The following is a 22,398-nucleotide window of genomic DNA, read 5'->3' on the forward strand; positions in this document are numbered from 1 at the left end:
ACCAGAACCCGGCGCCGGACCTGAAGATCGAACGCCCCGGCCTGCCCGAAGACGGCCACGAATCCCGCACCTGGCAAGCCGGCATCGGCACCCGGGGCGACAAGGCCTTCGGCGAATACGGCCTGCGCATGGCCTACCACGACCTGAACGACAACGCCGAAGGCTTTCCCTTGGGCGCGCAGATTGAAATCCTGCAAATGAAACTGCGCCAGTACGAAGGCAACCACTGGCAATTGCAGCAACTGGATCTGGCAACCATCCGCTCACTGACCCCACGCAACGAGCTGCTGCAGCCGTGGTCGTGGCAAGTCACCGGCGGCCTGGAGCGCGTACCGGGCAAGCATGACGACGAGACACTCGTCAGCCACGTCAACGGTGGCGCGGGCGGCACCTGGCAACTGCGCGACGACATGCTTGGCTTCGCCCTCGGCACCGTGCGCGTGGAGCACAACAGCGACTTCGGTGAAGCCATCTCCCCGGCTGCCGGGTTCAATACAGGTGTGTTGTGGCGCAACCCGCTGGGCAACCTGAGCCTGGAGGTCAAGGGTGACTTCTTCACCAATGGCGAGGTGCGGCGCAGTATCAGCCTGAATCAACAGTGGGAATTGTCGCGCAACCTGGGGCTGAGACTGAGTGCGCAGCGGGAATACAGCCACCTCGCGACACCGGTGAACGAAGTGATGCTGGAAGTGAAGTGGTATCACTATTAATCCCTGAGCCGTAGATCGTTCCCACGCTCCGCGTGGGAATGCATCCTGTGACGCTCTGCGTCACGACCTTAAAAGCGGACGCAGAGCGTCCAGAGCGGCATGCCCACGCAGAGCGTGGGAACGATCTCTAATTAGTCCATAAGGAGCTTGCTCCCGCTGGGCTGCGCAGCAGCCCCAAAACCAGACACCTCACCCTCTCTGTAATATCTCTATACCCTGAACAGGGGCCGCTTCGCGCCCCAGCGGGAGCAAGCTCCCTCGCCACAGGGGGCGCGTGATCGCCCGAAGCCGCAGCGTCACACGGATTTCTCACATCCGTTTCACATACCCCGAACGAATCCACTCCTACACTTCCCCCATCAGCCGTTCAACGGCCAGGGAGCAAGCGATGTGGCGGTACGCTGGAGTGCTGGGCCTGTTGGCCCTGCTGTCGGGTTGCCAATCAACCCATGAGGATTTGCTGGCCAAGGGTTATCCACCCGCCTTCGCCGATGGCTATGACGACGGTTGCAGCAGCGGCCGCCAGGCTGCCGGGGTGATCACCGGGGAATTTCGCAAGAACGTCCCGCGCTACCTGAAAGACCGCACCTACGCCGAAGGCTGGGATGATGGCTTTCGCCAATGCAAGGCCATGCGCGAGAACGAAGACCTGAACGACTACAAGAATCGCCACTGGGACGACCGCGAACGCGCCTGGCAACAGGAAAAAGACCGCGACGCTGCCAGGGCCTTTCGCTCGCAATAGGTCGCTTCCAGACATCCAGCGAAACTTAACCCCTGCGACCATGGCCCAAACTCCATAGCAGGAGAACGTCATGAGTCGAGCTTTCATCAACGAAGACAGCGCCGCTGCCCAGGCCAGCCAACCGGTGGAACGCCAGGTCAGCGCGCAACCCAATCACCTCACTGCCCGCGGACTTGCACAATTGCAGGCCAGGGTCGCGCAGTTGCAGCATGAGCACAGCGAAGAATCCGCCAAGGGCGAGCAGGCCGATAAACAGCGCCAGGCCGACCTTGAGCGGGATTTGCGTTACTTCAACCAGCGCCTGCAAAGCGCACAGGTGGTGGCGCCGGCAACCTCCACCGACAAGGTGCAAATCGGCAGCTGGGTGACCTTTGCCAACGAACAGGACGAAGAGCAGCGCATTCAGTTAGTGGGCGAAGACCAGGCCGACGCCACGGTGGGCCTGATCAACTGGGGTTCGCCACTGGGCCGCGCGCTGCTGGGTGCACAGGTGGGCGACGAGGTGCTGTGGAAGCGCCCCGTCGGTGATCAGTTGATCGAAATCCTGCGCATCGAACCCGAGGGTTAAACGATGCCCTGGGCCAGCATTGCATCCGCAACCTTCACGAAGCCTGCAATGTTGGCGCCCTTCACGTAGTTGACCCGGCCGTTCTCTTCGCCGTAGTGCACGCACGCATGGTGGATCGACTGCATGATGTTGTGCAGCTTGCTGTCCACTTCACCGGCGGTCCACAGCAGGCGCATGGCGTTCTGCGACATCTCCAGCCCGCTCACCGCCACCCCGCCGGCATTGGACGCCTTGCCCGGCGCGAACAGGATGCCGGCCTCGATAAAGATATCCACCGCCTCCAGGGTGGTCGGCATGTTGGCGCCTTCGGCCACGCAGACGCAGCCATTGCGCAACAGAGTGCGCGCCGCTTCGGCGTCCAGTTCATTCTGGGTGGCGCAGGGCAACGCGATGTCGCAGGCCAGTTCCCATGGTGCTTTGCCGGCGCGGAATTCCAGGCCGAAACGCGATGCCAGTTCGCTGATGCGCCCGCGCTGTACGTTTTTCAGTTCAAGCAGTGCCGACCATTGTTCTTCGGTCAAACCGCTTTCGCAGTACAGAGTGCCTTCGGAGTCGGACAAGGAAATCACCTTGCCGCCCAGGTCCATGACCTTGCGCGCCGCGTACTGGGCGACGTTGCCGGAGCCGGAGATCGCCACGCGCTTGCCTTCGACCCGCTCGCCGTTGCGCTTGAGCATTTCTTCAGCGAAGTACACGCAGCCAAAACCGGTGGCCTCCGGGCGAATCAGGCTGCCGCCGTAGCTCATGCCCTTGCCGGTCAGCACCGAAGTGAACTGGTTGCTCAGGCGCTTGTACTGGCCGAACAGGAAGCCGATCTCCCGGGCGCCCACGCCAATATCACCGGCGGGCACGTCCACGTCCGAGCCGATATGGCGATACAGCTCGCTCATGAACGCCTGGCAGAAACGCATCACCTCGGCGTCGCTCTTGCCCTTGGGATCGAAGTCCGAGCCGCCCTTGCCGCCGCCCATGGGCAGCGAGGTCAGGGAGTTCTTGAAGGTTTGTTCGAAGGCGAGAAATTTCAGCACGCCCAGGTTCACCGACGGGTGGAAGCGCAGGCCACCTTTATAAGGGCCGATGGCGCTGTTCATCTGGATCCGGAACCCGCGGTTGACCCGTACTTTGCCCTGGTCATCTTCCCACGACACCCGGAACACAATCGCACGCTCCGGCTCGCAGATGCGCTCCAGGATGCCCGAGTTCAGGTAGTGGGGATTGGCTTCAAGAAACGGCCACAAACTGCGCAGGACTTCTTCCACGGCCTGGTGGAATTCCGGCTGGTCGGGGTCGCGTTTCTTGAGGCGGGCAAGGAAGGATTCAACGGATTCGATCATGAAAAGTCTCGGAAAATTTATTGTCGTTAAAGGAGATTTGTCCCGGACTTTATCAATTCATGTCGCACCGCGACAGGGCAAAATGTCGCTTTTGTGAATTTAAATGGTGCATTAGATATAAATACAAGCGTTTTTTGCACCTTAATGAGGATTTCAATCCAGGCCTTGCACCAACAGTTAATCCGCTATCGCAGGCAAGCCAGCTCCCACATTTGATCCAGTGCATCCATGACAATGCGGTCAACTGTGGGAGCTGGCTTGCCTGCGATGCAGACGACGCGGTCCACCTGGAAACACGCAAAAAAAAGCGGAACCCGAAGGCCCCGCTTGTTCAAACCACCAACCCGGATCAGGCCAGCTTCTTGTGCCGTACACGATGCGGCTGGGCAGCAGCTTCGCCGAGGCGTTTCTTGCGATCGGCTTCGTATTCGGTGTAGTTGCCTTCGAAGAACACCGCCTGGGAGTCGTCTTCGTACGCCAGGATGTGAGTGGCCACGCGGTCAAGGAACCACCGATCGTGAGAGATCACAATGGCGGCGCCCGGGAAGTCCAGCAGGGCTTCTTCCAGGGAACGCAGGGTTTCAACGTCGAGGTCGTTTGACGGTTCGTCGAGCAGCAATACGTTGCCGCCTTCTTTCAGGGTCAGGGCCAGGTGCAAGCGACCGCGCTCACCACCGGACAGGTCCTTGACGAACTTCTGCTGGTCGCCGCCCTTAAAGTTGAAGCGACCCACGTAGGTGCGCGACGGGATTTCGTAGTTGCCGATACGGATCTGGTCGGAACCGTCGGAAATCTGCTGGAACACCGTCTTGCTGCCGTCGAGGTCGTCGCGGCTCTGGTCAACGCAAGCCAGTTGCACGGTTTCGCCGACTTCGATGGTGCCCGAGTCCGGTTGCTCCTTGCCCATCAGCATGCGGAACAGTGTGGATTTACCCGCACCGTTACCGCCGATCACGCCAACGATGGCGCCTTTTGGCATGGAGAACGACAGGTTGTCGATCAACACGCGGTCGCCGTAGCCCTTGCAGACGTTCTTGAACTCGATGACCTTGTCACCCAGGCGCGGACCGGCCGGGATGTAGATTTCGTTGGTCTCGGAACGCTTCTGGAATTCCTGGGACTGCATCTCTTCGAAACGCGCCAGACGGGCCTTGGATTTCGACTGACGCGCCTTGGCGCCTTTACGCACCCATTCCAGCTCGTCTTTCATGGCCTTTTCATGGGCCGACTGTTGCTTGGATTCGGCGGCCAGACGGTCGGACTTGGCTTCCAGCCAACCGGAGTAGTTGCCCTCGTAAGGGATACCGGCGCCACGGTCGAGCTCGAGGATCCAGCCAGCAACGTTGTCCAGGAAGTACCGGTCGTGCGTGATCGCAACCACGGTGCCCGGGAAGTCGTGCAGGAAATGCTCCAGCCAGGCGACGGAATCGGCGTCCAGGTGGTTGGTCGGTTCGTCGAGCAGCAGCATGTCGGGGGCCGACAGCAGCAGGCGGCACAGGGCCACACGACGCTTTTCACCACCGGACAGGTGTTCAACCTTGGCGTCCCACGCCGGCAGGCGCAGCGCGTCGGCGGCGACTTCCAGCTGGCGGTCCAGGTTGTGACCGTCGGCGGCTTGCAGGATGGCTTCGAGCTTGGCCTGTTCTGCCGCCAGTTTGTCAAAGTCGGCGTCTTCTTCAGCGTAGGCCGCGTAGACCTCGTCCAGGCGGGCCTGGGCGTTCTTGATCACGCTGACCGCTTCCTCGACCACTTCACGCACGGTCTTGGTCGGGTCCAGGATAGGTTCCTGTGGCAGGTAGCCGATGTTCAGGTCGGGCATCGGGCGGGCTTCGCCGTCGAACTCGGTGTCGACGCCGGCCATGATTTTCAACAGGGTGGATTTACCCGAACCGTTGAGGCCGAGCACGCCGATCTTGGCGCCCGGGAAGAAGGACAGAGAAATGTTTTTCAGGATTTCCCGCTTCGGCGGAACAACTTTTCCCAGCCGATGCATGGTGAAGACGTATTGAGCCATGGTGAACCTAGCGTCAGTGACTGATGAATTAAGCGGGCGAAACCCGTGCCAGGCCATGCGCCGCGCGGGCCGTTGATGTCTATCAATGCCTGCGTGCGGTAGATGCCTGATTGTCTGGGGCTGGAACGCCCTCGCGTAACCGGCAAAGCTACCTGAATGCGGGTGGGCAGTCCAGCCAGGCGGGGCTGGCACTTTGCCACAACACAAGGCATGCTAGCCGCCCTCCGGGCGTCCGGCTTATAGTGCACGTCGCGCGCCAGTCCAGCCAAACCGCAGGATCACAGTTTGTCCAACGTAACGCCGCCAACTCCCCTGCGCGCCGCTCATATAGCGCCGGGAGCGCCCCTGCACGGAACCCTGAAGGGCGCATTGGCGACGCTGGTCCTGTTGCTGCTCGCGTTATTGTTCTGGCAACTGCTGGACCAGTTGCAGCAAAACCAGAAAAACCAGCAGCAATACACCATCGACTACAGCGCCGACCTGGCCGAACAGATCAGCCTGAACATGGCCCTCAGTGCGCAGATTGCGCTGAACCTGCTGCCGATCGTCGAACCGCCGCGGGACGCCGAACAGCAACAAATCCTGATGCGCACCTTGCAACGCTCCTTGCCGGAGTTGCGCAGCGTCGCCCTGCTCGCCCCCAGCGGCGCGATGATCAGTGACAGCGCCAGCGACAGCCAGGACAGCGCCTGGCTCGAAGAACTGGTCAAGCGCAGCCACGCCCAGTCCTATTACCTGAGCAACAACAACGACGGCACCGTCATCTACCTGCTGCTGCACCAGCCCAGCGGCGGCACCAAGATGTACTGGGCCTTGCGCCTGGCCCCCAATTACCTGGCCAACCTGACCCGCCAGGATGGCCAGGGCCAGCGCCCGATGTGGGTCATCGAAAACCGCCTCAACCACCGGGTGGTCAGCCGTGACAGCGGGATGCCGGCCCAATGGGCCACCGCGTTGACCCCGGACGAGTTGAACAAAAGTGTACTGGTCACGCCCCTGAGCAAGAGCGACTGGCAACTGCGCGGCCTGTTCGACCGCGCCGCCGTGCTGGAGCAACTGCTGCCGGCCTTTATCGGCAAATGCCTGTTGGGCCTGGCCTTCTCGCTGATCCCGGTGATCGTGCTGCTGAACATGCGCCGCCGCCAGCGCCAGGTGCACGAGGGGCGCCGGCGCTACCAGGATATTTTCGAAGGCACCGGCGTGGCGCTGTGCGTGCTCGACCTGTCGGGCCTGCGCGCGTTCTTCGATAGAGCCCGACTGCAAACCCGCGAGCAGTTGCAACAGTTGCTGCAAGACAACCCGGAACAGCGCCAGCAACTGCTCAAGGAACTGCGCATCACCGAGGTCAACCAGGTGGCGGTGCGCTTGCTGAATGTTGCCTCTTGCGAGCAGGCCTGGGAACGCCTGATCGACGCCTGCCCGTCGAGCCCGACCGCCATCGGCAACCAGGTGATCGACGCGGTGCTGACCCAGCAGAAGCAGCTTGAACTGGAAATCCAGCTCAGCGATATCGAAGGCAACGACCAATACCTGTGGCTGGTGATGCGCCTGCCGGAACAACAGGACGACTTCAAGGCCGTGATCCTGAGCATCAGCGACATCACCAGCCGCAAGCTGATCGAGTTGTCACTGGTGGAGCGCGAGAGTTTCTGGTCGGACGTGGTGCGCACCGTGCCCGATCACCTGTATGTGCAGGACGTGATCAGCCAGCGGATGATTTTCAGCAACCACCACCTGGGCCACACCCTGGGCTACAACAAGCCCGAGCTGCAGCAGATGGGCGAGTACTTCTGGGAGATCCTGCTGCACCCCGAAGACGCCGAGCGCTACCACGACCTGCGCCTGCAACAGCGCCAGGCCGGCTACCTGAGCCAGTTGCAGTGCCAGTTGCGCTTTCGCCACCGCAACAACCAATGGCGGCGCTTCGACATCCGCGAACAGGCCCTGGCCCGTGACAAGACTGACCAGGTGACGCGCATCATCGGCGTGGCCAAGGACATCACCGACCAGATCGAAGCCAGTGAATCCCTGCGTGACAGCGAACAGCGCTACCGCATGCTGGCGGAAAGCATCAGCGACGTAATCTTCTCCACCGACAGCAAGCTGGCCCTCAACTACGTCAGCCCTTCGGTGAACGCGGTGCTGGGCTATGACGTCGACTGGATCTTCGAAAACGGCTGGCAATCGACCATCGCCAACCCGCAGCAACTGACCGGTATCTACTCCCTGGTGGAGCAAGTCAGCCGCGCCCTGGACCAACCCGAATCCCTCGCGGCCTTGCGCAACGACGTGCAGACCCAACTGTTCCTGTTCGACTGCCTGCGGGCCGACGGGCGCAAGATCCCCATCGAACTGCGCCTGGTGCTGGTGTGGGACGAACACGGCGCGTTCGAGGGCATCCTTGGCGTGGGTCGCGATATCAGCCAGCAGCGCCGTGCGGAAAAAGACCTGCGCATGGCGGCCACGGTATTCGAACACTCCACCTCGGCGATCCTGATCACCGACCCGGCCGGCTACATCGTGCAGGCCAACGAGGCGTTCAGCCGGGTCAGCGGTTATGCGGTGGCGGACGTGCTCGACCAGTTGCCGAACATGCTCACCGTCGACGAACAGCAGGAAGCCCACCTGCGCTACGTCCTCAAGCAATTGCACCAGCACAGCACCTGGGAAGGCGAAGTGTGGCTCAAGCGCCGTAACGGCGAGCATTACCCGGCCTGGGTCGGCATCACGGCGGTGTTCGACGACGAAGGCGACCTGGCCAGCTACGTGTGCTTCTTCAGTGACATCAGCGAACGCAAGGCCAGCGAGCAGCGCATCCATCGCCTGGCCTACTACGACGCCCTGACCCACCTGCCCAACCGCACGCTGTTCCAGGACCGCCTGCACACCGCGCTGCAATCGGCGGAACGGCAGAAGTCGTGGGTGGTGTTGATGTTCCTCGACCTAGACCGCTTCAAGCCGATCAACGACTCCCTGGGCCACGCCGCCGGCGACCGCATGCTCAAGGAAATGGCCACCCGCCTGCTGGGCTGCGTGGCCGAAGACGACACCGTGGCACGCATGGGCGGCGACGAATTCACCTTACTGCTGCAACCGCGGGTCAACCGTGAGATGGCGCTGAACCGGGCGATTCACGTGGCCGAGCAGATTCTGGCCAGCCTGGTGAAGCCGTTTGTGCTGGAGGGCCGCGAGTTCTTCGTCACCGCCAGTATCGGCATCGCCCTGAGCCCGCAGGACGGCAACGAACTCAGCCAGTTGATGAAAAACGCCGACACGGCGATGTACCACGCCAAGGAGCGGGGCAAGAACAACTTCCAGTTCTACCAGGCCGACATGAACGCCAGCGCCCTGGAACGCCTGGAGCTGGAAAGCGACCTGCGCCACGCCCTGGAACAGAACGAATTCGTGCTGTATTACCAGCCGCAGTTCAGCGGCGACGGCAAACGTTTGACCGGCGCCGAAGCCCTGCTGCGCTGGCGCCATCCGCGTCGCGGGCTGGTGCCGCCGGGGGACTTCATCCCGGTGCTGGAGGAGTTGGGGCTGGTGGTGGACGTGGGTGACTGGGTGATCAGCGAAGCCTGCCGCCAACTCAAGACCTGGCACCAGAACAAGGTGCGGGTACCCAAGGTCTCGGTCAACATTTCGGCCCGGCAGTTCTCCGACGGGCAACTGGGCGAGCGCATCGCCACCATCCTCAAGGACACCGGCCTGCCGCCGGCGTGCCTGGAGCTGGAGCTGACCGAAAGTATCCTGATGCGCGAGGTCAACGAAGCGATGCAGATCCTCGCCAGCCTGAAAAACCTCGGCCTGAGCATCGCGGTAGATGACTTCGGCACCGGTTATTCATCGCTGAACTACCTCAAGCAGTTCCCCATCGACGTGCTGAAGATCGACCGCACCTTTGTCGACGGCCTGCCGTCGGGTGAGCAGGATGCGCAGATTGCCCGGGCGATTATCGCCATGGCCCACAGCCTGAACCTGGCGGTGATCGCCGAGGGTGTGGAAACCCATGAGCAGCTGGACTTCCTGCGGGAGCACGGTTGCGATGAGGTGCAGGGCTACCTGTTCGGGCGACCGATGCCGGCGAACCGGTTTGAGGCGCAGTTCAGCAATGATGCGCTGTTCATGTTCGACTGAAATCCTCAGGTGATGCGGATGGCCTCTTCGCGAGCAAGCCCGCTCCCACATTCGACCGTATTCCACCTGAAGGAACCCGATTGAATGTGGGAGCGGGCTTGCTCGCGAAGGGGCCCGAACAAACACCACCTATCCCCAGATGAGCCCCGCTTGTCCGCGACATGATGTCCTTTCATATGCCATCTAAAACCCATTGGGTTAGAATGCGCTTCTTTTCTGCCCCCGATCCTTGAGGACCGCCATGTTCAGCCGTGATTTGACTATTGCCAAGTACGACGCCGATCTCTTTGCCGCCATGGAGCAAGAAGCTCAGCGCCAGGAAGAGCACATTGAGCTGATCGCTTCGGAAAACTACACCAGCCCCGCCGTGATGGAGGCTCAAGGTTCGGTTCTGACCAACAAGTACGCCGAAGGCTACCCGGGCAAGCGCTACTACGGCGGTTGCGAGTTCGTCGACATCGTTGAGCAACTGGCCATCGACCGCGCCAAGGAACTGTTCGGCGCCGATTACGCCAACGTCCAGCCACACGCCGGCTCCCAAGCCAACAGCGCCGTGTACCTGGCCCTGCTGCAAGCGGGCGACACCATCCTGGGCATGAGCCTGGCCCACGGCGGTCACCTGACCCACGGCGCCAGCGTTTCCTCCTCCGGCAAGCTGTACAACGCCGTTCAGTACGGCATCGACGGCAACGGCCTGATCGACTACGACGAAGTCGAGCGCCTGGCCGTTGAGCACAAGCCAAAAATGATCGTGGCCGGTTTCTCTGCCTACTCGCAGATCCTGGATTTCCCACGCTTCCGCGAAATCGCTGACAAGGTCGGCGCCTACCTGTTCGTCGACATGGCCCACGTGGCCGGTCTGGTCGCCGCTGGCGTCTACCCGAACCCGGTGCCGTTCGCTGACGTCGTGACCACCACCACCCACAAGACCCTGCGCGGTCCACGTGGCGGCCTGATCCTGGCTCGCGCCAACGCCGAGATCGAGAAGAAGCTGAACTCCGCCGTATTCCCGGGCGGCCAGGGTGGCCCGCTGGAGCACGTGATCGCCGCCAAAGCGATCTGCTTCAAGGAAGCGCTGCAGCCTGAGTTCAAGACCTACCAGCAGCAAGTGGTGAAAAACGCCAAGGCCATGGCCGGCGTGTTCATCGAGCGTGGTTTTGACGTAGTGTCCGGCGGTACTGAGAACCACCTGTTCCTGCTGTCGCTGATCAAGCAGGACATCTCCGGTAAAGACGCTGACGCCGCTCTGGGCAAAGCCTTCATCACCGTTAACAAGAACTCGGTACCGAACGACCCACGTTCGCCGTTCGTCACCTCCGGCCTGCGCTTCGGCACCCCGGCTGTGACCACTCGTGGCTTCAAGGAAGCAGAGTGCAAGGAACTGGCTGGCTGGATCTGCGACATCCTGGCTGACCTGAACAACGAAGCAGTGATTGACGCTGTGCGTGAGAAGGTCAAGGCCATCTGCAAGAAGCTGCCGGTATACGGCGCTTGATTGCAGTAGCTTGAACAAAAAGCCCGGCTCAAGAGCCGGGCTTTTTTATGCCTGAAAACGCTGCTTTCTCAATTTGAAATGACATCAAATGTGGGAGCGGGCTTGCTCGCGAAAGCGCTGTGTCAGTTGATGCATGGGCTGACTGATACACCGCTTTCGCGAGCAAGCCCGCTCCCACATTTTGACTGCGTTTCAAGTCAGGATTGGTAAACCCGCGCAAAGCCTTCGCGAATCTTCTCTTCCGGCAACTCGTCAGCAATAAACACAATCACACTTTCCCGCGCTTCGCCTTCGGCCCATTCGGTGTCCCAATCGAACCCGTAGAGCTTCAGCACGCCCTGGAACACCATGCGCCGGTCTTCCCCGGCAATGTTCAGCACGCCTTTGTAGCGCAGCAATTGCTTGCCGTGGTCTTCCAGCAGCTCGTTCATGAACTCGCTGAGTTTGTCGATATCCAGCGGCTGGTCAGTGCGCAGCACCAGGCTGGAAATACGGTCGATGGACGGCGCCTGGCTCACCGGGCGCAGGCTCATGCCGGCGTTGAGGTTGAAGCCGCGCACATCCAGCAGTTCGGCGAGGTCGATCTTGCCGTGTTCCACCACGCGTATCGGTGCGCGGCGGTTGATACGAGTCAGGCGCTCGCTGAGGGCGTCGAAGGTGGCATCGTCCACCAGGTCGCGCTTGCTCACCAGCAGGCGGTCGGCAAACCCGATCTGCGCCTGGGCGATGGTCTGGGTCAGGTGGTGCTCGGCGTGGGCCGCGTCCACCAGGGTGATGATGCCGTCGAGGATGTAGCGCTCGCGCAGTTCTTCATCGATGAAAAAGGTCTGGGCCACAGGGGCCGGGTCGGCCAGGCCGGTGCACTCGATCACCAGGCGGTCGAAGGCGATCTCGCCGCTGTCCAGGCGCTCCAGCAACAGGTACAGGGCCTTGGTCAGGTCAGTGTGGATGGTGCAGCACACGCAGCCATTGGAGAGGGTCATGACTTGCACCGGCTCGCTGCCCAGCAATTGGGTGTCGATACCGGCGTCGCTGAATTCATTTTCGATCACGGCGATTTTCAAGCCGTGCTCGGCCTTGAGCAGGTGACGCAACAAGGTGGTCTTGCCAGCGCCGAGGAAGCCGCTGAGGACGGTGACGGGAATGGGAGAGGACAAAGAATTCTCCTTGAAGAAACACAAAACAAATGTGGGAGCGGGCTTGCTCGCGAAGGCGGCGTGTCAGTCAGCACATGCATCACTGAAAGACCGCCTTCGCGAGCAAGCCCGCTCCCACAAGGGATCACCGTAACCCGAACTAACGGGCTAGCAGCACTTGGGCCCACCCTTGCCGCCGTAACGGGCCTCCTGGCGTTCCCGGAAGAACGCCTTGTAGTCCATCATCGGTTTGTCCGGGTGTTTGGTTTGCATATGCTCGACGTAGGTGTCGTAGTCGGGCATGCCGACCATCAGGCGCGCGGCCTGACCGAGGTATTTACCGAGGCGACTGATGTCATTGAACATGATTGCAATCCTCTATCAAGCGTCCGGGATGGCCTGGTATGGCGCTTCTTTATCCGTACGTTCCTTTTTGCCCCAGGCAGCAATGCCGACCTTGAGCGCATAGAACAGGATGCTGAAGACCACGAACAGGAACAGCGCCGTCAGCGTTGCGTTGGTGTAGGCGTTCCAGATCACGTGTTGCATCTGGTCGATGCTCTTGGCCGGTGCGAGGATCTGGCCGGCAGCCAGGGCATCGCTGTATTTCTTGGCCAGCGACAGGAAGCCGATCGCCGGGTTGGCGTCGAACAGCTTGATGAAGCCTGCGGTCACGGTGCAGATCAGCAGCCATACGGCTGGCAGCATGGTCACCCAGATGTAGCGCTGGCGTTTCATTTTGATCAGCACAACCGTGGCGAGCATCAGCGCGATACCGGCCAGCATCTGGTTGGAGATACCGAACAGCGGCCACAAGGTGTTAATGCCGCCCAGTGGGTCGATCACGCCCTGGTACAGCAGGTAACCCCACATCGCCACACAACCTGCGGTAGCGATCAGGTTGGCCGTCCAGGACTCGGTACGCTTGAGCGCCGGCACGAAGGAGCCGAGCAAATCCTGCAGCATGAAGCGACCGGCACGGGTACCGGCGTCGACCGCAGTCAGGATGAACAGCGCTTCGAACAGGATCGCAAAGTGGTACCAGAACGCCATGGTGTTTTCACCCGGCAGGACGCTGTGCAGGATCTGCGCGATACCGACCGCCAGGGTTGGCGCACCGCCGGCACGGGCCAGGATGGTGGACTCACCAATGTCATGGGCCACCGCCTGCAACGCTTCCGGGGTAATTGCAAAACCCCAGCTGCTGACGGTTTGCGCCACAGCCACCACGTCACCGCCGACAATCGCGGCCGGGCTGTTCATGGCGAAGTACACCCCTGGCTCGATCACCGAAGCGGCAACCATCGCCATGATGGCCACGAACGACTCCATCAACATGCCGCCGTAGCCGATGTAACGGGCGTGCCCTTCACTGGCCAGCAACTTGGGCGTGGTGCCCGAGGAGATCAGTGCGTGGAAACCCGAGACCGCGCCACAGGCGATGGTGATGAACAGGAACGGGAACAGGCCGCCCTTCCACACCGGGCCGGTGCCATCGATGAACTGGGTCAGCGCCGGCATTTTCAGGTCGGGCATGGTCACCAGGATGCCAATCGCCAGGGCGATGATGGTGCCGATTTTCAGGAAAGTAGACAGGTAGTCCCGTGGTGCGAGGATCAGCCACACTGGCAACACGGCAGCCACGAAGCCATAACCCACCAGCATCCAGGTGATCTGGATGCCGGTGAAGCTGAAGGCCTTGGCCCACACCGGGTCAGCGGCAATCTGCCCGCCCAGCCAGATCGAACCCAGCAGCAACAGCACGCCGACAATCGAGATTTCACCGATGCGGCCCGGGCGGATGTAGCGCATGTAAATGCCCATGAACATCGCGATCGGGATGGTTGCCATCACCGTGAAGATGCCCCACGGGCTTTCGGCCAGGGCCTTGACCACGATCAGCGCCAGCACCGCGAGGATGATGATCATGATCAGGAAGCAGCCGAACAGCGCGATGGTCCCGGGCACACGGCCCATCTCTTCGCGGACCATGTCCCCCAGGGAACGGCCGTTGCGACGAGTGGACAGGAACAGGACCATGAAGTCCTGCACCGCCCCGGCCAGCACCACGCCGGCGATCAGCCACAACGTGCCGGGCAGGTAGCCCATCTGCGCCGCCAGTACCGGGCCGACCAAAGGCCCTGCGCCGGCGATTGCCGCGAAGTGGTGACCAAAAAGGATGTGTTTGTTGGTCGGCACATAGTCCAGACCGTCGTTGTTCAGCACAGCGGGGGTAGCCCGCAGTGGATCGAGCTGCATCACATGGTTAGCGATGAACAGACTGTAGTAACGGTAAGCAACCAGATAAATGGCCACTGCTGCGACCACGATCCACAAGGCGTTGATCGCCTCGCCGCGGCGCAAGGCCACTACGCCCAGGGCGCACGCTCCTACGATTGCCAGCAGCAGCCAGGGTAGATGGCGTAGCAGGCTATTATTATTTTTCATTTTTATATTCCAGCCAGGGTGGACAGAAAGACAGCCATCCCGAGTTTAGCGCTACTGGCCTTAAAGGCCACCCCCCTACGTTGGTCTAGAGCCTTGCCGGAGCGAAAAAAGCAGAAAAAACCGTCCCATGATGGCGCACGGCTACAATTCCTTTATCCACAGAGGGTTTCACCATGAGCGAACAGCCTTCAGACCGACGCCGTTTCCGACGCATTGCCTTCGACGCCAGGACCGAGCTCACGCAAGACGGCCATGTCTGGTCGGTGCAATTGGTAGATTTGTCGCTCAAGGGCTTGCTGGTGCAACGGCCGCAAGAATGGCACGGCCATCGCTACGAATCGTTCGATGTGGACATTCATCTCGACGCCGAGACCGACGTGAAGATGCAGGTGCGGCTAACCCACGACGATCATGGGCAGCTCGGCTTTGTGTGCGAACACATCGACCTCGACTCCATCAGCCACCTGCGGCGGATAATCGAGCTGAACCTCGGTGATCAGGCAGAGCTGGAGCGGGAATTCGCCGCCTTGCTGGAGACCTGAACATGTGGGAGCTGGCTTGCCTGCGATGGCGGTGTGTCAGTTTGCATATCAATCAGCTGATACACCGCCATCGCGGGCAAGCCCGGCTCCTACAGGGGTGATGGGTGGCTGGCGACTATTCGAACAGGGCATCCAGCGCCTGCTCCAGGCGCGTCACCCCGATCACTTGCAGCCCCGGTGGCATTTCTTTCGGCGCATTGCCCTTGGGCACGATGGCGCGCTTGAAGCCGTGCTTGGCCGCTTCCTTCAAACGCTCCTGGCCACTGGGCACCGGGCGCACTTCACCCGACAGGCCCACTTCGCCAAACACCAGCAAATCATGGGGCAACGGCCGGTTGCGCAGGCTGGACATCACCGCCGCCATCAACGCCAGGTCAGACGCGGTTTCCAGCACCTTGACCCCGCCCACCACGTTGAGGAATACATCCTGGTCATGGGTGGGAATGCCGCCGTGGCGGTGCAATACCGCCAGCAACATCGCCAGCCGGTTCTGGTCCAGGCCCAGGGTGACACGACGCGGGTTGGCCAAGTGGCTGTCGTCCACCAGCGCCTGGACTTCCACCAGCATCGGCCGGGTGCCTTCCCACGTTGCCATCACCACGCTGCCCGGGACTTCTTCCTGGGCACGGGTAAGAAAAATCGCTGACGGGTTGGAGACCTCTTTCAAGCCCCGGTCAGTCATGGCGAACACACCCAGCTCGTTGACTGCGCCAAAACGGTTCTTCACCGCCCGCAACAAACGCAACCGCCCATCGGACTCGCCTTCGAAATACAGCACGGTGTCGACCATGTGTTCCAGCACTCGTGGGCCGGCCAGCGCGCCTTCTTTCGTCACGTGGCCCACCAGGAAAATCGCCGTACCGCTCTGTTTTGCATAGCGCACCAGCAGCGCGGCACTTTCCCGCACCTGGGACACGCCACCCGGTGCCGATTGCAGTTGTTCGGTGAAAATCGTCTGGATCGAGTCGATCACCATCACCTTGGGCTTTTCCAGGCGCGCGGTGGCGATGATGCTTTCGATGCAGGTTTCAGTCATCACCCGCAGTTGGTCCTGAGGCAAGCCCAGGCGGCGCGCACGCATGGCCACCTGCTGCTGGGATTCTTCGCCGGTGACATACAGCGCCGGCATGCGGCTGGCGATGCTGCACAGGGTTTGCAGCAGGATCGTGGACTTACCGATGCCCGGGTCACCGCCGATCAGCACCACCGAGCCATCCACCAGGCCGCCGCCCAGCACCCGGTCCAGTTCACCGGAAGCGGTGGAGAAACGCGGGATTTCTTCGACGCTGACTTCGGCCAGGGTCTTGATCTGGGTTTGTTGCCCGGTCCAGCCGGAACGGCCACTGGGGGCCACGGCGCCGCCACTCTCGATCATGGTTTCGGTCAGGGTGTTCCACGCACCGCATTCCGTGCACTGGCCGGCCCACTTGGGAAAGGTCGCGCCGCACTCCGTGCAGCCATACATGCGCTTGGCCTTTGCCATTTGAGAACCTCCAACCGAAAAACCGCGATGATAGCTCAGCGCGGCGCCGGGGTACGGATTTCACCGCTGGCCAAACGTGAAGCGCTGTTACCGATCGGGTCTTCGGCATTCAGATCGGCGCCCTTGGCTTTCAGTTCATCCAGCAGTTCCACGCGTTTGAACAGCCCGGCATACATGGCCGCCGTTTGTCCGGCGCCGTTGCGCTGGTCGGGGTTGCAGTCGGTGGCGAGCAGGCGCTGGGCGATTTTCAGCTCACCCTTGAAGATCGCGCCCATCAACGCGGTGTTGCCGCGTTTGTCCTGCACGCAGGCATCGGCGCCGGCGGCGAGCAATCGGTCCACGTAGGCACTTTCGCCGTGATAGGCGGCGAGAATCAGCGCCGTGTAGCCTTTTTCATCCTGGGTGTTCAGCGGATAGCCGGAGTCGATGAAGGTGTTGAGCATGTCCACGTCGCCACGGCGGGCGGCGTCGAAGTAGTAATCCTGCAGTTGTGCCTTAAGCGCGGCCGAGTCAGCTTGTTCGGCCAATACGCTGAACGACAAACACGCAAGGACAGCGCCTATTAAGATTCGCATGGCAAATTCTCAGTGATGTGCCACCTGTAGGAGCCGGCTTGCCGGCGATGGCGTACTTGTGGGCGCTATCGCCGGCAAGCCAGCTCCTACAGGGAGCGTGGGCGGTTAGTCGGTCAGCTTTTCGGCCAGTGCTTTAACGCGGGCCAGGTCGCCCTTGGCCACTTTGGTCACGCCGGTGCCGTACTCCGGATCAGCCTTGTAGAGGAACGACAGGATGATGTGCTTGCTCTCGTCATCGGTGGTGGCCAGGGAGCCGCCGAAGTTGTCGATCAAGTCCTGACGCTCTTTCTTGTTGAACGAGCGGTACAGGTCGCCGGCCTGCTTGAAGTTCTGCTCACGCTGGATCTTCGCTTGCTGCGTACTGCCCGACAGGGCCGACTGGCTGTACCGCGCGGTTTGCGGCTCTTCCCGTGGCAGCAGGCGGCTTGGCTGGTAGTTCACGCCAGTGGTGGTCTTGCCGAAGTTCATGGCGCCATCCTGATTGCCGTTGTTGACGGTCACCCGGGGTGCATTGATCGGCAGTTGCAGGGCGTTTGGCCCCAGGCGGTACATTTGCGTATCGGCGTAGGAGAACACCCGGCCCTGCAGCAGGCGGTCTTCCGACGGCTCGATGCCCGGCACCAGGTTGGCCGGCGCCATGGCGACTTGCTCGGTTTCCTGGAAGACGTTGGCCGGGTTGCGGTTCAGCACCATCTGCCCGACTTTGCGCTCCGGTACGTCCGGCCAGATCTTGGTGGCATCCAACGGGTCGAAATCAAACTTGGCCAAGTCTTCCGGTTTCAGCACTTGCACATACAGGTCCCACTTGGGGAAGTCGCCCTTATTGATGTGCGTGACCAAATCATTGGTCATATGGCTGTAGTCACGGCCCTGTACTTCAGTCACTTGTTTAGGATCGAGGTTCTTGATGCCTTGCAGGCTCTTCCAGTGGAACTTGACGTAGTGCACTTCGCCCTTGGCGTTAATCAACTTGTAGGCATGTACACCGTTACCGTCCATTTCCCGGTAACTGGCTGGAGTGCCGGAGTCCGAGTACAACTCGGTCAACGTACGAGTGGACTCCGGAACATGGGAGAAGAAGTCAAAGCGACGGGAATCATCGTCCAGGTTAGTGCGCGGATCGGGTTTAAAGGCGTGAACCATGTCCGGAAACTTGATCGCATCGCGAATAAAGAATGTCGGGAAGTTATTACCGACCAGGTCCCAATTACCTTCGGCGGTGTAGAACTTGGTGGCGAAGCCGCGCGGGTCACGCAGGGTTTCCGGCGAATGGTTGCCGTGAACGACCGCAGAGAAGCGCACAAATACCGGCGTGGCTTCGCCGGCGGCAAACACCTTGGCCTTGGTCAGGTCGCTGAGGTTATCGGTGACGGTGAAAGTACCGTGAGCGCCGGTGCCACGGGCGTGCACAACGCGCTCCGGAATACGCTCGCGATCAAAGCGCTGCAACTTCTGGATCAGTTGCACGTCTTGCAACAGGACCGGGCCATTCGCACCGGCGGTTTGCGAGTTCTGATTGTCACCGACCGCCGCGCCATTATCGCGCGTGAGGTTGGCGGCGTGTACGGACAGCGAAAGAAGACTGGCGCTCACTGCAAACAGCACCTGTCGCGCAGAAATAGGCCCGCGGCTAATAGGGTTTTTCATCGAGGTATCCTCTGGTTTTTTTAGTGCACATTGAGTTGTGCTTGCCAGAGGCTAGTGACCCGCGAGTCAGAAGATAAATAGAAAAGCCGTACCACCCCGATAAAGAAAATAGTGTGGTAACCCACTGAAATAGCGGGTATTCCGCGCGCGATTGGTGGCACTTTGCAAACTATTTGCGATTTAATGTGTCGATAAAAACGGACACTGTTAGCAGTTGTGTCGAGCAAGCCTCGCCACACTGTCTTACACTGGCTTCTACCTCCTCATCTGTAACAAGGAATAACCTATGGGCGTGTTAAGTGAGTTCAAGGCCTTCGCGGTCAAAGGTAATGTGGTCGACATGGCGGTCGGTATTATCATCGGCGCCGCCTTCGGCAAAATTGTTTCATCCTTTGTAGGCGACGTGGTGATGCCACCTATCGGCCTGTTGATTGGGGGTGTCGACTTCGGCGACCTGGCCGTAACGCTTAAAGCCGCCCAGGGCGATGCGCCGGCCGTCGTACTGGCGTACGGCAAGTTCATCCAGAGCGTGATCGACTTTGTGATCGTTGCGTTTGCGATCTTCATGGGCGTGAAGGCCATCAACCGCCTGAAGCGTGAAGAGGCCGTGGCACCTAGCCTGCCGCCGGTCCCGACCAAGGAAGAAGTGCTGCTGGGGGAGATCCGCGATCTGCTCAAGGCACAGAACAGCAAGCCCGAGTAAGCTCGGCAAAAAGTAAAGGCGCCTGCAGGGCGCCTTTGTTTTACCAGTAGTTTTCTACCGCGACCTGCCCCGGACGGCGGGTCAGGCTCAGTTGCATGTCGCGCTGTTTCAGCAACTGACGCGTGTCGTCGATCATCTGCGGGTTACCGCAAATCATCACCCTGGAATGCTCGGGGGTCAGCTCGATGCCTGCGGCGCGCTCCAATTCGCCGTTCTCGATCAGGGTGGTAATCCGCCCATTCAGCGCGCCCGGATGTTGCTCGCGGGTGACAATGGGAATGTAGGTGAGCTTGTGGGCGTATTCTGCCAGGTACTCACGTTCGCCCAGTTCATGGATCAACGACTGGTAAGCCAGCTCCCTTGCTTCGCGGGCACTATAGACGAGGATAATCCGCTCGAATTTCTCCCACACTTCGAAGTCCTGCAGGATCGAGAGAAACGGCGCAATACCGGTCCCGGTGCCCAGCAGCCACAGATCGCGACCATCCACAAACCGGTCCAGGGTCAGAAAGCCCGTGGCCTGGCGTTCTACCAGCAGGGTATCGCCTTCCCGCAGGCGGCTCAGCTCACTGGTGAACTCACCGCCCGGCACCACGATGGAAAAGAAGTCCAGGTATTCATCAAAGGGCGAGGACACCACCGAATAAGCACGCCACACAATGCCGCCATCGGCCTTGGTCACCCCAAGACGCACGAATTGTCCGGCGCGAAAACGAAAACCAGGGTCTCGGGTAGTGCGCAGGGTAAACAGGCTGGGAGTCAGCGATTTCACGTCGAGCAGGGTCTGGCGGGTGTATTTTTCAGCACTGGCCGTCATGGGAAACTCCATTTGCAGAGGCCCCTAGTGTCCCCCAAAGCGCCGCCTGGAAACACCGATGGTTTGTGCTGGCATTGCCGCTGCCCATTGTGGCAACCGCTGGGCGGTACTAAATATTTGGCTATTAGTCGCCTTCCAACAAGCCATTAGATGAGGGAGTGCAACTAAATATTAACAAGGCGCATTTAGAGCAAGTTCTTAAAACTAATGGAAAAAAATCTTATCGAACGCCTGAAACCTGTACACCGTAGCCAGGTTGTACAAATGTTATTGGCCTAACGCCCGCTTGAACATAACCAAATTTTTATTTCGAGCTGTAGCCGTTGTCCTACACTATTTTTTCACGTTGTAACCGGGGGCCTTGGAAGTACCCCATGTAAAAACCGTTCGCATGGAGAGTTACCGATGGTCAACTGGCACAACACTCGCCTGCCCAAACTCGAAGGGGAAAGCGAAATAACCAGTATGTACGAAGCTGCCCTCAACCTTACCTACGAGCTTGGCTTCCAATACTGCGCATTCACCCTTAGTTCCCATCTACCCAACAACCAAACGAAAACTATCAACCTCAACAACTATTCCAATGAATGGAATACGCTGTACAGACAAGAGCACTACTTTGATCTCGACCCTGTGGTTGCGCATTGCAAACGCTCGGTTCTACCGATCGTATGGGACGAGAAAACCTTTTCTTCGGTACCGGACTTATGGGCCCATGCCCAGTCCAACGGACTGAATTTCGGATGGACCCAATCGGTTCATGACTTCCAGGGTGTTTTCAGCATGTTGAGCCTGGGGCGTGCCACCGGCCCAGTGGGCCCTGAAGAACTCTATGAAAAAGCCGGGCAAGTGCTCTGGATTTGCCACGCCATGCACGCGGTGGTGGCCAAAAAATACGCAGACAATCCCAGCCCGCAAGCGCCCAGCAAATTGACCCCGCGGGAAACCGAAATCCTGCAATGGTCGGCCTTGGGCAAGACCGCCTCGGACATCGCCACCATCCTGTGCCTGTCCGAACGCACGGTCGGCTTCCATATCAGCAGTGCGATGAAGAAACTGGGGGTCAGTAACAAGATTGCCGCAGTGATCACGGCAGTCAAATGCGGGTTGTTTTAAACACCGCATGTAATCCAGGGGAAAAAAACGTAACATTTGCGGCCAGTTCCGGGTGATGACGCGAGCCCCTGATGCGCCTCGCGTCGCCGCTCACCCCGATGGTTCGCTTACCCAGAGTCTCCCCCGTCATGCCCCTGCTCGACAGCCCCTTCGCCCAACTCGACCTGATCCGTCAGCCAGAACAGCACAACGACCCGCTGCAAGCGTTTGATGCAGCCGATGAGTATTTGCTCAGCTACCTGGCGGAACAACAGCTGACGACGGCGACCCGCGTCCTGGTGCTCAACGACAGTTTCGGCGCGCTGGCGGCCAGCCTCGAAGGGCATGTGCAGGTCTCCTCCAGTGGTGACTCGTTCCTCGGCGCCCTGGGCCTGGAGAAAAACCTGGCGCGCAACGGCAAGGCTTTCGACGCGGTAACGTTCCTGCCCGCCAGCCAGACACCTGCCGGGCCGTTCGACCGCGTACTGATCCGCGTGCCGAAAACCCTGGCCCTGCTCGAAGAACAATTGATTCGCCTGCAAGGTCAACTGGCACCCGGCGCCGAAGTGATTGCCGGGGCGATGGTCAAGCACCTGCCACGGGCTGCCGGCGAACTGCTGGAGCGCTACATCGGCCCGATGCACGCCTCACTGGCGGTAAAAAAGGCCCGACTGCTGATCGCCACCCTGGCCGATCGGCCACACGCCGTATCGCCCTACCCTACGCGCTACAGCCTGGAAACCCCGGCCATCGAACTGCTCAACCACGCCAACGTGTTCTGCCGCGAAGGCCTGGATATCGGCACCCGGGCCTTCCTGCCGCACCTGCCACAAAACCTGGGCGGCGCCCGGGTAGCAGACCTGGGCTGTGGCAACGGCGTACTGGCAATTGCCAGCGCGCTACAGAATCCGCAGGCGCAGTACACGCTGGTCGACGAGTCTTATATGGC

At 60.5% G+C, this 22,398-nt stretch carries 17 protein-coding genes and 1 pseudogene; 9 read left to right on the forward strand and 9 right to left on the reverse strand.

The genetic code is table 11. The features are described from left to right. The 3 genes and pseudogenes from HX846_RS12780 to HX846_RS12790 form a co-directional block, all read left to right on the forward strand. Nucleotides 1–710 (forward strand): annotated as a pseudogene (locus HX846_RS12780) (hypothetical protein); the annotation flags it as partial. Between the two features lie 388 nt (nt 711–1,098). After that, nucleotides 1,099–1,455, forward strand: a complete 357-nt coding sequence (locus HX846_RS12785; RefSeq protein ID WP_102369931.1) for a hypothetical protein — start codon at nt 1,099–1,101, stop codon at nt 1,453–1,455. A 70-nt stretch (nt 1,456–1,525) separates the two neighbouring features. Then, nucleotides 1,526–2,023 (forward strand): GreA/GreB family elongation factor, encoded by a 498-nt coding sequence (locus HX846_RS12790; RefSeq protein WP_178965501.1) that lies wholly within the window; start codon nt 1,526–1,528, stop codon nt 2,021–2,023. On the opposite strand, the gene gdhA is transcribed toward HX846_RS12790, so the two are convergent. Both gdhA and ettA read right to left on the reverse strand, forming a co-directional pair. Continuing rightward, entirely contained in the window at nt 2,020–3,357 is a 1,338-nt protein-coding gene (gdhA, locus tag HX846_RS12795; RefSeq protein WP_003215835.1) for an NADP-specific glutamate dehydrogenase, read from the reverse strand. The genes HX846_RS12790 and gdhA overlap by 4 nt on opposite strands. Before the next feature lie 349 nt (nt 3,358–3,706). Further along, a complete protein-coding gene (gene ettA / locus HX846_RS12800) occupies nt 3,707–5,371 on the reverse strand; it encodes an energy-dependent translational throttle protein EttA (protein ID WP_003215833.1) in 1,665 nt (554 codons plus the stop codon). Nucleotides 5,372–5,656: 285 nt separating this feature from the next. Here ettA and HX846_RS12805 point away from each other — a divergent pair, with 285 nt between their 5' ends. Together HX846_RS12805 and glyA are read left to right on the forward strand one after the other, a co-directional pair. Further along, the gene (locus tag HX846_RS12805; protein WP_023659180.1) at nt 5,657–9,508 is read left to right on the forward strand and encodes a bifunctional diguanylate cyclase/phosphodiesterase; all 3,852 of its coding nucleotides are present in this window, start codon (nt 5,657–5,659) and stop codon (nt 9,506–9,508) included. Nucleotides 9,509–9,749: 241 nt separating this feature from the next. Continuing rightward, entirely contained in the window at nt 9,750–11,003 is a 1,254-nt protein-coding gene (glyA, locus tag HX846_RS12810) for a serine hydroxymethyltransferase (RefSeq protein ID WP_008432824.1), read from the forward strand. 197 nt (nt 11,004–11,200) lie between these two features. Here glyA and yjiA read toward each other — a convergent pair whose 3' ends face one another. The 3 genes from yjiA to HX846_RS12825 form a co-directional block, all read right to left on the reverse strand. Continuing rightward, nucleotides 11,201–12,160 carry a GTPase gene (gene yjiA / locus HX846_RS12815; RefSeq protein ID WP_003215828.1) on the reverse strand — a complete coding sequence of 320 codons (960 nt, stop codon included), beginning with the start codon at nt 12,158–12,160 and terminating at the stop codon, nt 11,201–11,203. 147 nt (nt 12,161–12,307) lie between these two features. Then, nucleotides 12,308–12,505: a YbdD/YjiX family protein gene (locus HX846_RS12820; protein ID WP_003176208.1), complete on the reverse strand. Its 198-nt coding sequence runs from the start codon at nt 12,503–12,505 to the stop codon at nt 12,308–12,310. 15 nt (nt 12,506–12,520) lie between these two features. Then, nucleotides 12,521–14,587, reverse strand: a complete 2,067-nt coding sequence (locus HX846_RS12825) for a carbon starvation CstA family protein (RefSeq protein ID WP_177080074.1) — start codon at nt 14,585–14,587, stop codon at nt 12,521–12,523. Between the two features lie 173 nt (nt 14,588–14,760). Here HX846_RS12825 and HX846_RS12830 point away from each other — a divergent pair, with 173 nt between their 5' ends. Then, a complete protein-coding gene (locus tag HX846_RS12830) occupies nt 14,761–15,129 on the forward strand; it encodes a PilZ domain-containing protein (protein ID WP_003215824.1) in 369 nt (122 codons plus the stop codon). A 115-nt stretch (nt 15,130–15,244) separates the two neighbouring features. Here HX846_RS12830 and radA read toward each other — a convergent pair whose 3' ends face one another. The 3 genes from radA to katB form a co-directional block, all read right to left on the reverse strand. Continuing rightward, nucleotides 15,245–16,612: a DNA repair protein RadA gene (gene radA, locus HX846_RS12835; protein WP_003215821.1), complete on the reverse strand. Its 1,368-nt coding sequence runs from the start codon at nt 16,610–16,612 to the stop codon at nt 15,245–15,247. 35 nt (nt 16,613–16,647) lie between these two features. After that, the gene (locus tag HX846_RS12840) at nt 16,648–17,187 is read right to left on the reverse strand and encodes an ankyrin repeat domain-containing protein (protein ID WP_178965502.1); all 540 of its coding nucleotides are present in this window, start codon (nt 17,185–17,187) and stop codon (nt 16,648–16,650) included. Nucleotides 17,188–17,292: 105 nt separating this feature from the next. Further along, complete coding sequence (gene katB, locus HX846_RS12845) at nt 17,293–18,834, reverse strand: catalase KatB (protein ID WP_003215817.1); 1,542 nt, start codon at nt 18,832–18,834, stop codon at nt 17,293–17,295. Nucleotides 18,835–19,120: 286 nt separating this feature from the next. Between katB and mscL the strand changes: the two genes are divergently transcribed. Then, nucleotides 19,121–19,537 carry a large-conductance mechanosensitive channel protein MscL gene (mscL, locus tag HX846_RS12850; RefSeq protein WP_003215816.1) on the forward strand — a complete coding sequence of 139 codons (417 nt, stop codon included), beginning with the start codon at nt 19,121–19,123 and terminating at the stop codon, nt 19,535–19,537. Nucleotides 19,538–19,577: 40 nt separating this feature from the next. Here mscL and HX846_RS12855 read toward each other — a convergent pair whose 3' ends face one another. Further along, nucleotides 19,578–20,354 carry a ferredoxin--NADP reductase gene (locus HX846_RS12855; protein WP_087695254.1) on the reverse strand — a complete coding sequence of 259 codons (777 nt, stop codon included), beginning with the start codon at nt 20,352–20,354 and terminating at the stop codon, nt 19,578–19,580. A gap of 405 nt (nt 20,355–20,759) precedes the next feature. Between HX846_RS12855 and HX846_RS12860 the strand changes: the two genes are divergently transcribed. Both HX846_RS12860 and HX846_RS12865 read left to right on the forward strand, forming a co-directional pair. After that, complete coding sequence (locus HX846_RS12860) at nt 20,760–21,470, forward strand: LuxR family transcriptional regulator (RefSeq protein WP_003215813.1); 711 nt, start codon at nt 20,760–20,762, stop codon at nt 21,468–21,470. A 128-nt stretch (nt 21,471–21,598) separates the two neighbouring features. After that, nucleotides 21,599–22,398: methyltransferase (locus HX846_RS12865; RefSeq protein ID WP_178965503.1), on the forward strand; the 800-nt coding region annotated here is incomplete at its 3' end.

The sequence above is a fragment of the Pseudomonas sp. K5002 genome, assembly GCF_013386655.1.
Classification (GTDB): domain Bacteria; phylum Pseudomonadota; class Gammaproteobacteria; order Pseudomonadales; family Pseudomonadaceae; genus Aquipseudomonas.